Raw genomic sequence first — 13193 nt, 5'->3', positions numbered from 1 at the left:
CTCACCGTGAGGGCCCGGTCGCCCACCGTCCCAGTCTCCCACGCGGGCGCCAACCCGTGCGCTGACCCGAGGGACAATGCGCCGGTGTGGTGCCGCCGGGCGTCTGGCCGGCTCCGCGCCATTTCAGAAGCCGGGGACCGAGCCACTATACCGATGGATGACGGGCCCGGTAGAGCCGCAACTCAGACCTTCGGCGCGGGATGGCCGATTCCGTTCCGTAGTCGGCAGTGTCGTCACTCACCGTACGAGCCGCGACAACCGCCGGTCAGCGAGCGGCTTCCCGCCGGTCTGGCAGGTCGCGCAGTACTGGAGGCTGGAATCGGCGAACGAGACCTCGCGGACGGTGTCGCCGCAGACCGGGCAGGGCTGCCCCGTCCGGGCGTGCACCTTCAGCCCCGAGCGCTTCTCGCCCTTCAGTTCGGCCGCCTTCTGCCCGACCGACCGGCGTACCGCGTCGCCGAGCACCTCCCGCGTCGCCGCGTGCAGGGTCGCCAACTGGTCGTCGGTCAGCCGGTTGGTCAGCGCGAACGGGGACAGCCTCGCCGCGTGCAGGATCTCGTCGGAGTACGCGTTGCCCACGCCGGAGAGCACCGTCTGGTCGGTGAGCACCCCCTTGACCTGGCCCTTGCGGCTGCGCATCCGCTCGGTGAAGGTGGCCGGGTCGGCGGCGAGCGCGTCGGGGCCGAGCCGGGCCACCCCGGGCACCGCCTGCGGGTCGGTGACCAGGTAGACGGCGAGGCTCTTCTGGGTGCCGGCCTCGGTCAGGTCGAAGCCCGAGCCGTCGTCGAGGCGTACCCGCAGCGCGATCGGGCCCTTGCCGGGGCGCAGCGGGGCGGCGGACGGGAACGCCTCCCGGTAGTGCAGCCAGCCCGCGCGGGCCAGGTGGACCACCAGGTGCAGGTCGCCGTCGAGCACCACGTCGAGGAACTTGCCGTGCCGGCGGGCGTCCGTCACGGTCCGCCCGGCAGCGGCGGTGGGTGCCGGGTCGTACGTCTTCAGGGCGCTGATCGCGGCGACCTCCAACCGGTCGACGCGCCGCCCCACCGCGCGCTCACGCAGGTATTCCGCGAGCGCCTCAACCTCCGGTAGTTCGGGCACCAGCCAACGGTAGCCTTCTTTCCCGTGAGCGTGAGGAATGAGCTTGCGAGTCCCGCAATCGCGAACGAAAGGCAAGCTCAGTGAGAATCGTGGTGGCGCACAACCGGTACCGGGAGGCTCAGCCCTCCGGTGAGAACACGATCGTCGACGCGGAGATCGCCCAGCTCACCGCGGCCGGGGTGGAGGTGCTGCCGTTCATCCGTAGCTCGGACGAGATCCCGTCGATGTCGAAGTCGGCCAAGGCGCTGCTGCCGATCTCGCCGATCTGGGCGCCCCGCGCGCAGGAGGACCTGAGCCGGCTCATCGCCGGGCACCGGCCGGACGTGCTGCACCTGCACAACCCGTACCCCCTGATCTCGCCCTGGATCGTGCGGACCGCGCACCGGCACGGCGTGCCGGTGGTGCAGACGGTGCACAACTACCGCCAGGTCTGTTCCTCGGGGCTCTACTTCCGGGACGGGATGATCTGCCAGGACTGCCGGGGCCGGGCCCTGGGGGTGCCGGCGATCGTGCACCGCTGCTACCGGGGCTCGCGGGCGCAGAGCGCGCTGATGGCGACCACGCTGGCCGTGCACCGGGGCACCTGGCGCTCGGTGGACCGCTTCGTCGCGCTCACCTCGGCGGTCGCCGACCATCTGCGCGACTACGGCATCCCGGCGGAACGGATCGTGGTCAAGCCGAACGGCATCCCCGACCCGGGTGCTCCCGCGCCGCTCGGCGACGGCTTCCTCTACATGGCCCGGCTCTCCCCGGAGAAGGGGCTGGACCTGCTGCTGGACGCCTGGCGGCGGCACCCGGACGGGGCGCTCGGCCCGCTGCGCATCGCCGGCGACGGCGAGCTGCGCCCGCTGGCCGAGACCGCCGCCGCCGAGCGCGCCGACGTGACCTATCTCGGGCCGCTGGACCGCACCGGGGTACGCGCCGCGATCGAGGCCAGCGCGGTGATCATCGCCGCCTCCACCTGGCACGACGTGCTGCCCACGGTGATCATCGAGGCGCTGGCCGCCGGCCGGCCGGTGCTCGGCACCGCACTCGGCGGCATCCCGTACCTGCTCGGCGCGGACGGCCCGCGCGAACCAGCCGGCACCGGCCCGGCCGCCGTCGCCTCCGCCGCGCCGGGAGAGGGCCGCGTCGCGCTGCCCGCCGGCGTGGAGGAGGGCGAGGCGGGCTGGGTGGTGGCCCCGGAGCCGGCCGCCATGGCCGCCGCCCTGCCGATGGCCCGGGCCGGCGCCGCGACGCTGGCCCCGGCCGCCCGCGTCCGCTACGAGCGCACGTTCCACCCCGACGTGGTCACCAAGCGCCTCCTCGACGTGTACGCGGGCGTGGCGCGCCGCGCCCAGCCCCGCTAGGCGAGCCCGCCCCTGCATCGTCTGCGGCTGCCAGGCTCCTTGATCGGCGTCACACCTCAGCGCAGGGAGGCGCGGGCCGAGAACGCGATGCTGGCGAGCAGGAAGCCGCCGTTGACGATCGTGAACGCGACCATCACCCAGAGGACCAGGGCGGGGGCGAAGGCCAGCACCAGGCCGGCCGCGAAGATCACGGCGCCGTAGTCGCGGACCAGCTTCACGAGGCGTACGGGCAGCGAGGTCGAGGTGACCATGCTGGCGGCGTTCGGGCCGGCCTGCATCACCGACGTGACCAGGTTGACCATCCAGGTGCCGGCGAAGATCGCGACCAGCCAGCTCGGTGTCGACGGCTCCTGCGCCACGGCCGTGGCCGCCAGGGCGGCGACCAGGGCGATCTGGGCGGCCACGTCGCAGAGCACGTCGACCCGGGCGCCGGCGGCGCTACCCTGCCCGGTCACCCGGGCGAGCTGACCGTCGGCGCAGTCCAGGGCGTACGCCACCTGCCAGCCGACCAGCGCGAGCAGCCCGACCGCCCAGGCCGGCACGTCGCCGGCGGCGACCCGCCCGGCGAGCGCGACCACGGTGACCGAGGTGGCCAGGCCGAGCACCAGGTTGGCGATGGTCAGCGCCGTCGGGCGCAGCCCGAGGCGCTGGGCGACGAGCGCGAAGACGGCGCCCAGCCACTGGCTGATCGATTCGCTGAACAGGCCGCCGCCCCGGTTCACCCGGTGGAAGTCGGCGACGGTGGGACGGGGCTCAGCCAACGTGGTCGCGGATTGCACCGGCGTAGTCTGCCAGCCGCTCCCGCGTCTCGGTAGGCGACATCGCCAGGTGTTCGAGGATCGTGTAGCGGTCCGGCCGCGTCCGGGGCGCGAACTGCACGGCATCGACGAACTGCTCGTCGGTCAGGCCCAGGTCGGCCGGCGTGGTGGCGAGACCGTGCCGGTGCAGGCAGCGGGCGAGCCGGCCGAACCGGTCGGTGTCGCCGCGCAGGAACGTGCAGAAGAGGGCGCCGAGCCCCACCTGCTCCCCGTGGGCGGCGGTGCCGGGGTGGAGCCGGTCGATCGCGTGGGAGATCTCGTGGTCGCCGCCGCTGGCGGGGCGCGTCGACCCGCACACCGAGCTGGCGATGCCGCCCATGATCAGCGCCTCGGCCAGCGTGGTGAGGAAGCTGTCGTCGGTGATCTTGCCGGGGTGGTTGAGCAGCGCCTCGGCGCCCGTCCTGGCCAGGGTCACCGCGAGCCCGTCAATGGGTTCGCCGCGTACCTCGTGGGCCAGCTCCCAGTCGGCGCAGGCGTTCAGGTTGCTCACCGCGTCGCCGATGCCGGCCTGGGTCTGCCGGTCCGGGCCGTTCTCGACGAAGTCGAGGTCGACGATGACCGCGATCGGGATGTGCACCCCGTAGGAGCCCTTGCCGCCCTCGTGGTCGAGCGAGGCGGTCGGGGAGGCGATGCCGTCGTTGGCCAGGCTGGTCGCCACCGTCACCATCGGGATCCCGTAGCGGGTGGCCGCGTACTTGGCGGTGTCGATGGTCTTGCCGCCGCCGATGCCCACCACGGCGTCGTAGTGGCGGCGGCGCAGCCGGTCACCGAGATCGTTCGCCGCGTCGATGGTGCCGCCGACGACCGTGAAGACGTCGGCCGCGCCGAGCGACGGCCGGCACAGCTCGACGATCCGCTCACCCTGCCCGGGGCCGACCACCACGGCCACGTCCCCGCCGGCCGAGATCCGCCGGTCGGCCAGCAACGGCCCGAGGTCGGCCACCGCACCCCGCCGGACCTCGATCACGAGCGGGGTGTTGACCGTACGGGCTAGTAGCGGCACGCGATCTCCCGCGCCCGGGCCAGGTCGGCGTGGTTGTCGACCTCGACCCAGAGGACGTCGCCGATCGGCGCCGCCCGCACCTCGCCGCCCCGGTCGGCGAACTCCTGGTAGCCGTCCTCGTAGTAGAGGTTCGGGTCGCGCCGCCACGTCGCCTCCAGCGCGTCGGCGAGGGCGTCGGCCACCTGCGGCTCGATCAGCGTCGCGCCGATGTACTCCCCGTACGCCTCACCCGGGTCCATCAGCTTCGTGATGCGGGTGAGCTGGCCGGCGGCGTCGAAGGTGGTCTTCATCTCCTCCTCGGCCAGCGGCTTGATGGTGTCGACGGCGAGCAGGATGCCGGGGCCGCGCTCGGCCAGCAGGGTCTTCTCCACGCTGACCGGGTGCACCGTGTCGCCGTTGACCAGCAGCACGCCCCGGGCGAAGTGCTCCCGGGCCAGCCACAGGGAGTAGGCGTTGTTCCACTCCTCGGCCTTGTCGTTGTGCACCAGGGTGAGCGTGACGCCGTACTTCTTCTCCAACTCCGCCTGGCGGGAGACGACCGCCTCGGCGGCGTAGCCGACCACGATCACGATGTCGGTGAGCCCCACCTCGGCCAGGTTGCGCAGCGAGATGTCCAGGATGGTGGTGTCGCCGTCCACCGGCACCAACGCCTTGGGCAGGGTGTCGGTGTACGGGCGCAGCCGGCGCCCCGCCCCGGCTGCCAGCACCATCCCGATCATTGAGGCGTCCTCCCTCGTACGACTCCCGGTCACCGCTGGAGGATAGCCCCGCGTGGCGGCACCGCTGCGGCCAACCGGGTCAGCCGGGCAGCGCCGCCAGGTCCGCCAGCACCTCCAGCCGCTCCTGGGCACTCAGCACGGCGTACGGGGCGGCGGCCCGCCGGTCGGTCTCCAGCTCGATGGCGAGCTGCTCCGGGCCGGGCGGCAGGGCGGCGGCGCTCGCCGCGCTGTGCCCGGCGGCGGTCCACGCGGCGGCGTGCGCGTCGGCCCGGTGGTAGCGCATCGTGCCGAGCCGGTTCAGCAGCAGCACGCCGGGCGGGGTGCCGTCCGGCTCGTACGGCGGGGCCGTCGCGGCGAACGCGGCGCCGGGCTCGGCGCCCTCCTCGTCGGCCAGCATCAGCGCGCACGTGAGCACCCGGCCGAACGCCTCCACCAGCCGCAGCACCCGGTCCTCGTGCCCCGCCCACAGTTCCTCGGTGACCTCCGCGTGCACCTGCCAGATCTCGGCGAGGAAGGCCAGTCCGCGCTCGGTGGCGGAGAGCCCGCCCTCGGGACTGCGGTGGATCATCCCGTACGCCACCTGCTTGTCCAGGGCACGCCGGCACTCGACCGGGTCCCGGTAGCGGGTGACCGCGGCGAAGCCGGCCTCGTCGACCGTCCCGCCCGGCGCCGCGAGGCGGGTGCGGAACTCCAGCAGGAAGCCGGTGGCCGCCGGCCCGCCGTACCGCTGGCTCAGCTCGGCGCCGCCGCCGTCGCGGCCGGCGAGGATGCCGGCGACGAACGCCCGGTCGACCGCCGGGGCGACCAGGCCGGCGAACCGGTGCGGCGCCAGCTCGACGGTGTCGTTCACAGACCTATCGAACGCAGGGCGGCGAAGCCTTCGTCCGCGATCCGCCGGATGAGGCCGTCGTTGACGTCGCGGTGCTCGTCGAGCAGGTCCAGCTCGTCGGCGGCGAGCCACCGGAACTCGGTGTGCTTGCCCACCTCCAGCGTCGGCCGGGTCAGGTCGCCGTCGACCCGGACCAGCCAGTCGCGCTCGACCCGGGCCAGGCCGTCGTCGGCGACGTAGTGGTGTTCCCCGACCTGGCCGAGCACGTGCGACACCGTCCAGCCGGTCTCCTCGGTCACCTCCCGGCGCAGCGCGTCCATCCAGTCCTCGCCCGGTTCCAGATGACCGCCGACGATGTCCCAGCAGTTGGGAAAGATGCGCCGGTGGGGAGACCGTCGCTGGATGAAGAGTCGACCGTCGTCGTCGACGATCAGCGCGCCGGCGCAGCGCAGAGGCTCGGTGGACACGCCACGACAGTAGCGAGCGGTGGCGCGTTCCGGCGACGTCCGGTCTTGTCCGCGGCGGCGCCCGGGCGCACCATGTCCCCTACCGGGTGCCACCGTCCCACAGGGGTGATGCGTGATGCAGGTTCGGGAAGCGATGTCCAGCGAGGTTCTCGTGGTCGGCCCGGAGCACACGCTCCGCCAGGCGGCCCGGATGATGTCGGCCCGCGGTGTCGGGTCGGCGGTCGTGATCGACCCGGACTCCGAGGGGGTCGGCATCATGACCGAACGCGACGTGCTCAGGGCCATCGGGGCCGACCTCGACTGCGACGTCGAGCGGACGGCCGCCCACCTGACCTGGGACGTGGTCTACGCCGGGCCGGAGTGGACGGTGGAGGAGGCGGCCGCGGCCATGGCCCGGGGCGGCTTCCGGCACCTCGTGGTGCTCGACGGGCGCGAGGTGGCCGGGGTGATCTCCGTCCGGGACATCATGCGGGTCTGGGCGGAGAGCCGGATGGCCGGGTCGACCTGAGCCGCCGCCCGGCGGAGGGTGTGGCGGGCCGATCGACGGGTAAGGATTCCCGTGCGGGCGCGGACGGGCCGTGACCCGCGACGGAGGTCCTCATGCGTGGCGCGGATCGGCTGGTCGAGCAGCAGTACGCGATGCTCCTGCGGCGGGACGTGGCCCGGCTGCCGGACCTCTACGCGGCCGACGCCTTCTACTCGATGCCCGGCGTCACGGTGCGCCCGATCGAGTTGCCCGCCCTGCTGCGCACCTGGACCGGTGCCTTCCCGGACCTGTCCGTCGACCCGCTCGGGTCGGTGCAGACGGCCGGTGGCGCGGCCGTCGAGCAGCGGCTGACCGGCACCCACACCGGGGTGCTGCACACCCCGTTCGGCACCGTCGCGCCGACCGGCCGGCTGGTGAGCTGGGACGTGGTGGACGTCGTCCGGGTCCGGCGTGGCCGGATCGCGGCCTGGCGGTCCTACTTCGACTGGGGGCAGCTGATCGCGGCGCTCGGCCTGCACGTGGACGGGCTCTCCCGGGAGGCGCAGCACGACCCGCTCGGCCTTCCGGTCTGACCTGTCGCCGACCCGTCGACGCCGGTCACCCGTCCCGGTGGCTCAGGATGCGGACATCGCCGTGCCTTCCGCGCGCACCCCGTCGCCTTCCGTACGCTGAACAGCCATGACCGCCGAGCAGCTGATCTCCTTCGCCCGTGGCGCGCCCTCGCTGGACATCGTCGATGTCGAGGGGCTCAAGGCCGCCGCCGTCCGCGCGTTCGACGCCGACCCCGCCGGGGTGACCGCGTACGGCACCTCCGTCGGCTACCTTCCGCTGCGGAAGTGGATCGCCGAGAAGCACGGGGTCTCCGCCGACCAGGTGCTGATCACCAACGGGTCGTTGCAGGCGGACGCCTTCCTCTTCGACCACCTGGTCCGCCCCGGTGACGCGGTGGTGGTGGAGCGCCCGACGTACGACCGGACCCTGCTCAACCTCCAGCGGATGGGCAGCGAGCTGCACGGCGTCTCCATCCAGCCGGACGGGCTCGACACCGCCGAGCTGCGCAAGCTGCTGGAGTCCGGGGTGCGTCCCCGGCTGGCGCACGTCATCCCGAACTACCAGAACCCGGCCGGTGTGACCCTCAGCCTGGAAAAGCGCCGGGAGCTGCTCGACCTCGCGGCCGAGTACGAGTTCACGATCTTCGAGGACGACCCGTACGCCGACGTCCGGTTCCGGGGCGAGGCGCTGCCGTCGATGCTCTCGCTGGACACCCGGGGCGTCGTGGTGCACGCCTCCAGCTTCACCAAGACGGTCTGCCCGGGCGTACGGGTCGGCTACCTGGTCGGTCCGGCGGACCTGATCGGCGACATCGCGAAGAAGGCGACCAGCCTCTACATCTCGCCGGGCATGGTCTCCGAGGCGATCGTGCACCAGTTCTGCGTCTCCGGCGACATCGAGCGCTCCATCGAGACCGTGCGCGCCGCGCTCGGCGAGCGGGCCCGGGTGCTGGCCGAGTCCCTGCGCCGGCACATCCCGGAGGCCCGCTTCGTGGAGCCGGACGGCGGCTACTTCCTCTGGGTCGAGCTGCCCGAGGACGTGGAGGTCGACAGGCTCGCGCCGGCGGCCGCCGAGCGCGGGGTCGCCGTGGTCAAGGGCAGCGACTTCGTCGTCGACGGCGGGCGGCACGCCCTGCGGCTGGCGTACTCGGCGGTGACCGCCGACCGTATCGAGGAGGGCGTGCGGCGGCTGGCGGAGGCCATGGCGGCCGTACGGAGCTGAATTTCTGTCAGATTTCTGACAGTTGGACGATCGTGGCCGTCCCGGGACTCCCGCCGGGGCGGCCGGCGGCCCACAATGCTGCGAGCGTCACTCACCACGTGTAGCGGAACTCACCGCCCGGTGCCGGCCCCGCCGCGCCCGGCGACGAGCCCGGGCCGGCCCGGCCGGCGGCACGTGGGGCGGCGCGACCAGCACAACCCCCGCCCCCAAAAGGGCGCCGGGTGGGCCGTGTCGTCCCCTCACCCCCCTGATGCGACCCGGCCCACCCGGCGCCACCATCCCGGCGATCGTCACCCGCGGTGATCATCCGCGGCGGCGTACTGTTCACCGGCGGCGGCGCGTGGGGAGGGGGCGTGATGACGGACCGGGAGCGGACGACCGCGTCGAACGGCGGACGGGTGCTCAGGCCCCGGGACTGGGTGGCGCCGGTGCGGGCGATGACCCGCCGGCTCAATTCCGACAACCCCCAGCAGACGTCCCCGCCGGCCGGCCCGCAGCGCAGCGCGGTGGTCGACTGCGCCCTCTACGTGGACGGCCGCCGGCAGCCCGGCGACTGGCGGTACGCCGAGGCGCTCGCCGCGGCCCGCCGCGAGGAGCACGGCTTCGTCTGGCTCGGCCTGCACGAGCCGGAGCTGGCCGAGATGACCGCCATCGCCGCCACGTACGGGCTGCACGAACTGGCCGTCGAGGACGCGGTGAAGGCGCAGCAGCGCCCCAAGCTGGAGCAGTTCGGCGAGGTCAGCTTCCTGGTGCTGCGGACCGCCCGGTACTGCGAGCACGCCGAGCTGACCGAGCACTCCGAGGTCGTCGAGACCGGCCAGGTGATGCTCTTCATCGGCCCGAACTTCCTGATCAGCGTGCGGCACGGGGACGCCTGCCGGCTGGCCCCCGTCCGCGCCGACCTGGAGACGAAGCAGGACCTGCTGCTCCAGGGGCCCTGGGCGGTGGCGTACGCGGTCACCGACCGGGTGGTGGACATCTACCTGGAGGTCGCCGACCGGCTGGAGGACGACCTCGACACGCTGGAGGCCGACGTGTTCGACCGCCAGTCCACCGGCCGGATCCAGCGGATCTACCAGATGAAGCGGGAACTGGTGGAGTTCAAGCGGGCGGTGATGCCGTTGCAGCGCCCGCTGCTGACCCTCACCGCGCAGATGAACCGTGACGTGCCGAAGGAGATCCGCCGCTACTTCCGCGACGTGCAGGACCACCTGAGCCGCACCGTCGAGCAGGTCAACTCCTACGACGACCTGCTCAACTCCATCCTCCAGGCGCGGCTGGCCCAGGTCACGGTCGACCAGAACGACGACATGCGCAAGATCGCGGCGTGGGCCGCCATCGCCGCCGTGTGGACCGCCATCGCCGGCATCTACGGGATGAACTTCGACGTCATGCCGGAGCTGCGGATGACGTACGGCTATCCCGTCGTGCTCGCCCTGATGCTCGCGATCTCGCTGGCCCTCTACCGCTGGTTCCGCCGCAACGGCTGGCTCTGACCGCCGAGCCTGACGTACGGCCCTCCCGCCGGACGCGGCGCCGCCTGGCCCCGCAGCTTCCGCCGGACGCGGAAGCGCCGGCGGGGCGGCGGGAGCCGCTTCGCCGGCGCTTTCCGTGACCGACAGAGGGGTCAGCGGCGGCCGTTGGTCTTGGCGGTGCCCTTGCCGAGCGCCTCGGTCAGGTCGTCCGCCGGACGGCCCGAGGTGTCCTTGGCGCCCTCGGCCACCGACGGGACCTTGTCCGTCGCGTGGACCGTCGGCTGCTTACCGGGGGTGGTGGTGGAGGCGCTGTCGCCGCCGGCCACCGCCGAGCTGCCGGCGCCGGTCGGGCCGCCCGCCACGCCCGAACCGCTCGACATCGTCGAGGCGTCGGTCACCGGGGTGCGGATCTCCATGGTCTCCACCTCGTCCTTCATCGGCTCCAGCGTGCGGGTCGGGTCGTACTCGGCCCACTCCTGCTGCTCCCGGCGCCGCCGCATCGCCACCGCGGCGACCCCGGCCACCGCGCCGGCCGCGAGTAGGCCGGTCATCATGGACCCGCCCCGCCGGGAGTTCTTCTTCCGGGAAGCCTTCATGTTCTTCGCCTTCACCTTCCTGCCGGCCGCGACCTGCTTGGCTGCCAGGGACTTCCGGCCGGTGACCGCCTTGCCCGCCGCCTCGGCCTGCGCCTTGCGAACGGCCAGGGCCAGCGGCGCGAGCGCGGCGACCGTGGACGCGAGGCCGCTGGACGCGCGGTCGCGCACGATGACGGCCGTCGGCGCGACCGCGCCCCGGGCCGCCTGGACCCGCGGGGCGACGGTGGCGCCGGCACCCTTCGCGGCGTACGTCGCGGCCTGCCTCAGGTGACCGAGGCCCTGGTTCAGCTCCACCTTGGCCAGCTGCCCCTGGGTCTTACGCCGCCCGATTCCAAACACGGTCCCACCTCCTGGGAGTTGTTCCTTCGTCATCCTCCACCTTCGGATGCCTCCGCACTGCCAGATCGGGCACATGGGAGGATCCGCATGGAACTGACCAACGAGTGAGGAGTACCCGTGGCCGAGGCTGTCTACGCCACCTTGCACACCAACGCTGGCCCGATCCGGCTGGAGCTCTTCCAGAACCACGCCCCGAAGACCGTCAAGAACTTCGTCGACCTGGCGGAGGGCAACCGCGAATACACCGACCCGCGTACGGGTCAGCCGGGCAGCGGGCCGTACTACGACGGCACCATCTCGCACCGGGTGATCAGCGGCTTCATGATCCAGATGGGCGACCCGACCGGCACCGGTCGCGGTGGCCCGGGTTACAAGTTCGGTGACGAGTTTCACCCGGAGCTGCGCTTCGACCAGCCGTACCTGCTGGCGATGGCGAACGCCGGGCCGGGCACCAACGGCTCGCAGTTCTTCATCACCGTCTCGCCGACGCCGCACCTGAACAACCGGCACACCATCTTCGGGAAGGTGGCCGACGAGCAGTCCGCGAAGATCGTCGACACGATCGCCAACACCCCGACCGGTCCGAACGACCGGCCGTTGCAGGACGTCGTCATCGAGCGGGTCGAGATCGAGCGGACCAAGGCCTGAGTGGTCCGCGAGGTACCTTTGCCGGCATGACTGAGCGCTCCGAGGGCCGGGACCGGTTGGTGGGCCGCGCGATCCGCGACGGCGAGCGTGTGCGGTGAGCGAGTCGCCACCCACCACCCCGGTCTGCTACCGGCACCCCGGCCGGGAGACGTACGTGCGGTGCACCCGCTGCGACCGGCCGATCTGCCCGGACTGCATGCGGGAGGCGTCGGTCGGGTTCCAGTGCCCGGAGTGCGTGGCGGAGGGACGTCGTAGCGTGCGGCCGGCGCGTACCGCCTTCGGTGGTGGTGCCGCCGGCCGGCACGGCTACGTCACCAAGGCGCTGATCGCGCTCAACGTGCTGATGATGCTGCTCTCCATCGCCTCGGACCGGGGCGGGGACGCGGCGGTCGGCGGCTCCGGCTTCGGCGGCCTGATGGGCGGCAGCACGCCGCTGACCGACTGGGGCTCCGTGCTCGGCGGCGCGATCTTCCCGGACGGCACGGTCGGCGGCATCGCCGAGGGCGAGTGGTACCGCCTGGTCACCGCGATGTTCCTGCACTACGGCGTGGTCCACCTGCTGCTGAACATGTGGGCGCTGTGGGTGCTCGGGCGGTCGCTGGAGGCCAGCCTCGGGCCGCTGCGTTTCCTGGCGCTCTACCTGGTCGCCGGGCTGGGCGGGAACGTCGCCGCCTACCTGTTCAGCGCGGAGAACCAGCTCACCGCAGGCGCCTCCACGTCGATCTTCGGCCTGTTCGCCGCGCTGGTGGTCATCGAACGGAAGATGGGCCGCGACATCTCCCAGGTGCTCCCCGTCCTGGTGATCAACCTGGTCTTCACGTTCACCGTGCCGGGCATCTCGATCCCCGGGCACCTGGGCGGCCTGGTCGTCGGCGCGCTGCTGGCGCTCGTGTTCGCGTACGCCCCGAGGTCGCGCCGGTCGCTGGTGCAGCTCGCGGGCGTCGCGGTGATCGTGGCGGCGCTGATCGGTCTGGCCCTGGTCCGCACCGCGGCCATCGTCGGCGGCTGACCTCCCGGCCGGTCCCCGCCCTTCCGGGCGCGGGCCGGCCGGGGCCACCCGCCGCGACCCGGTGGGCGGCGCCGCCTAGTGCGGGCGGGCCTCGTGCAGGGCCTCGGCCACCTCGGCGGGATCCGCGCCGAGGTCGTGGCGGCCGAAGAGGTGCAGCGACTCCCCCGCGTCGATCTCCAGCAGCTCGCTGGTCAGGCCCCGCCGCGCGCGGCGGTCCACGGTCACCTTCTCGACGGCCGACCAGGGCAGCCGCCGGTGCCCGGCGAAGCCCCGGACGACGGTGATCCCGTCCGGGTCGACGGCGAGCCGGACGGGCACGATCAGGTCCCGCGCGGCCCAGCCGGCGAGCGCGGCGGCGGTGAGCACGGCCAGCGCCAACCGGACCGGGTCGCCCCCGTCGAGGAGCAGGGCCAGCGCGGGCAGCGCGACCGCGCCGGTCAGCTTGAGCGCCGGCAGGGTGGGCGGCACCCGCCACTGCCGGGCCGGGGCCGGGTCGGGAGACATCCGTTCAGCATGCCAGGGCACCGGGGGAGGACGCCCGGCCCGCCGACGACGTAGGATCGGGGCCGGCCCAAGTTACCGG

15 protein-coding genes are annotated in these 13193 nt (G+C 73.1%); 7 read left to right on the top strand and 8 right to left on the bottom strand.

Translation table 11 applies throughout. From position 1 onward, the window contains the following. Positions 1-237: 237 nt before the first annotated feature. Positions 238-1098, bottom strand: a complete 861-nt coding sequence (locus tag ACFHW0_RS07030) for an Fpg/Nei family DNA glycosylase (RefSeq protein WP_416606258.1) — start codon at positions 1096-1098, stop codon at positions 238-240. An 80-nt stretch (positions 1099-1178) separates the two neighbouring features. Here ACFHW0_RS07030 and ACFHW0_RS07025 point away from each other — a divergent pair, with 80 nt between their 5' ends. Beyond that, entirely contained in the window at positions 1179-2447 is a 1269-nt protein-coding gene (locus ACFHW0_RS07025) for a glycosyltransferase family 4 protein (protein ID WP_416606256.1), read from the top strand. A 56-nt stretch (positions 2448-2503) separates the two neighbouring features. Here the strand turns inward: ACFHW0_RS07025 and ACFHW0_RS07020 are convergent, their stop codons facing one another. The 5 genes from ACFHW0_RS07020 to ACFHW0_RS07000 all read right to left on the bottom strand — a co-directional run bounded on the left by ACFHW0_RS07020 (position 2504) and on the right by ACFHW0_RS07000 (position 6283). After that, complete coding sequence (locus ACFHW0_RS07020) at positions 2504-3226, bottom strand: CDP-alcohol phosphatidyltransferase family protein (protein ID WP_416606254.1); 723 nt, start codon at positions 3224-3226, stop codon at positions 2504-2506. Further along, positions 3201-4268 carry an iron-containing alcohol dehydrogenase family protein gene (locus tag ACFHW0_RS07015; protein WP_416606252.1) on the bottom strand — a complete coding sequence of 356 codons (1068 nt, stop codon included), beginning with the start codon at positions 4266-4268 and terminating at the stop codon, positions 3201-3203. The genes ACFHW0_RS07020 and ACFHW0_RS07015 overlap by 26 nt, the downstream gene beginning before the upstream one ends. Then, positions 4256-4987 (bottom strand): sugar phosphate nucleotidyltransferase, encoded by a 732-nt coding sequence (locus tag ACFHW0_RS07010; protein ID WP_416606250.1) that lies wholly within the window; start codon positions 4985-4987, stop codon positions 4256-4258. Before ACFHW0_RS07010 ends, ACFHW0_RS07015 begins: the two co-directional genes overlap by 13 nt. Before the next feature lie 79 nt (positions 4988-5066). After that, positions 5067-5837: a hypothetical protein gene (locus ACFHW0_RS07005; RefSeq protein WP_416606248.1), complete on the bottom strand. Its 771-nt coding sequence runs from the start codon at positions 5835-5837 to the stop codon at positions 5067-5069. After that, positions 5834-6283: an NUDIX domain-containing protein gene (locus ACFHW0_RS07000; RefSeq protein ID WP_366641598.1), complete on the bottom strand. Its 450-nt coding sequence runs from the start codon at positions 6281-6283 to the stop codon at positions 5834-5836. Before ACFHW0_RS07000 ends, ACFHW0_RS07005 begins: the two co-directional genes overlap by 4 nt. Before the next feature lie 115 nt (positions 6284-6398). On the opposite strand from ACFHW0_RS07000, the gene ACFHW0_RS06995 reads away from it, so the two are divergent. The 4 genes from ACFHW0_RS06995 (at position 6399) to corA (ending at position 10039) form a co-directional block, all read left to right on the top strand. Further along, positions 6399-6791: a cyclic nucleotide-binding/CBS domain-containing protein gene (locus tag ACFHW0_RS06995; RefSeq protein WP_416606246.1), complete on the top strand. Its 393-nt coding sequence runs from the start codon at positions 6399-6401 to the stop codon at positions 6789-6791. A 92-nt stretch (positions 6792-6883) separates the two neighbouring features. Continuing rightward, positions 6884-7342, top strand: coding sequence for an ester cyclase (locus ACFHW0_RS06990; protein WP_132240536.1), 459 nt, complete (start codon positions 6884-6886; stop codon positions 7340-7342). A 106-nt stretch (positions 7343-7448) separates the two neighbouring features. Further along, positions 7449-8543 carry a PLP-dependent aminotransferase family protein gene (locus ACFHW0_RS06985; RefSeq protein WP_416606243.1) on the top strand — a complete coding sequence of 365 codons (1095 nt, stop codon included), beginning with the start codon at positions 7449-7451 and terminating at the stop codon, positions 8541-8543. Between the two features lie 356 nt (positions 8544-8899). Continuing rightward, a complete protein-coding gene (corA, locus tag ACFHW0_RS06980; RefSeq protein WP_416606701.1) occupies positions 8900-10039 on the top strand; it encodes a magnesium/cobalt transporter CorA in 1140 nt (379 codons plus the stop codon). Positions 10040-10170: 131 nt separating this feature from the next. Here the strand turns inward: corA and ACFHW0_RS06975 are convergent, their stop codons facing one another. Next, complete coding sequence (locus tag ACFHW0_RS06975) at positions 10171-10986, bottom strand: hypothetical protein (RefSeq protein WP_416606241.1); 816 nt, start codon at positions 10984-10986, stop codon at positions 10171-10173. Positions 10987-11070: 84 nt separating this feature from the next. Between ACFHW0_RS06975 and ACFHW0_RS06970 the strand changes: the two genes are divergently transcribed. Both ACFHW0_RS06970 and ACFHW0_RS06965 read left to right on the top strand, forming a co-directional pair. Continuing rightward, positions 11071-11601, top strand: a complete 531-nt coding sequence (locus tag ACFHW0_RS06970; protein ID WP_416606239.1) for a peptidylprolyl isomerase — start codon at positions 11071-11073, stop codon at positions 11599-11601. A gap of 94 nt (positions 11602-11695) precedes the next feature. Continuing rightward, positions 11696-12610: a rhomboid family intramembrane serine protease gene (locus tag ACFHW0_RS06965; RefSeq protein WP_416606238.1), complete on the top strand. Its 915-nt coding sequence runs from the start codon at positions 11696-11698 to the stop codon at positions 12608-12610. Between the two features lie 75 nt (positions 12611-12685). Here the strand turns inward: ACFHW0_RS06965 and ACFHW0_RS06960 are convergent, their stop codons facing one another. After that, entirely contained in the window at positions 12686-13114 is a 429-nt protein-coding gene (locus ACFHW0_RS06960; RefSeq protein WP_416606237.1) for a PH domain-containing protein, read from the bottom strand. Between the last annotated feature and the right edge of the window lie 79 nt (positions 13115-13193).

This window comes from Micromonospora sp. LOL_025 (assembly GCF_048060285.1).
Taxonomy (GTDB): Bacteria; Actinomycetota; Actinomycetes; order Mycobacteriales; family Micromonosporaceae; genus Micromonospora.
The sequence above is the reverse complement of the archived record's forward strand: the minus strand, read 5'-3'. Positions and strand labels throughout refer to the sequence as shown.

What these genes read in the sequence shown, in the direction of transcription:
- ACFHW0_RS06990 (WP_132240536.1), top strand. Translation starts at nt 6,884, where the DNA reads ATGCGTGGCGCGGATCGGCTGGTCGAGCAGCAGTACGCGATGCTCCTG.
- ACFHW0_RS06985 (WP_416606243.1), top strand. Translation starts at nt 7,449, where the DNA reads ATGACCGCCGAGCAGCTGATCTCCTTCGCCCGTGGCGCGCCCTCGCTG.
- ACFHW0_RS06960 (WP_416606237.1), bottom strand. Translation starts at nt 13,114, where the DNA reads ATGTCTCCCGACCCGGCCCCGGCCCGGCAGTGGCGGGTGCCGCCCACC.
- ACFHW0_RS07010 (WP_416606250.1), bottom strand. Translation starts at nt 4,987, where the DNA reads ATGATCGGGATGGTGCTGGCAGCCGGGGCGGGGCGCCGGCTGCGCCCG.
- ACFHW0_RS06995 (WP_416606246.1), top strand. Translation starts at nt 6,399, where the DNA reads ATGCAGGTTCGGGAAGCGATGTCCAGCGAGGTTCTCGTGGTCGGCCCG.
- ACFHW0_RS06975 (WP_416606241.1), bottom strand. Translation starts at nt 10,986, where the DNA reads ATGACGAAGGAACAACTCCCAGGAGGTGGGACCGTGTTTGGAATCGGG.
- corA (WP_416606701.1), top strand. Translation starts at nt 8,900, where the DNA reads ATGACGGACCGGGAGCGGACGACCGCGTCGAACGGCGGACGGGTGCTC.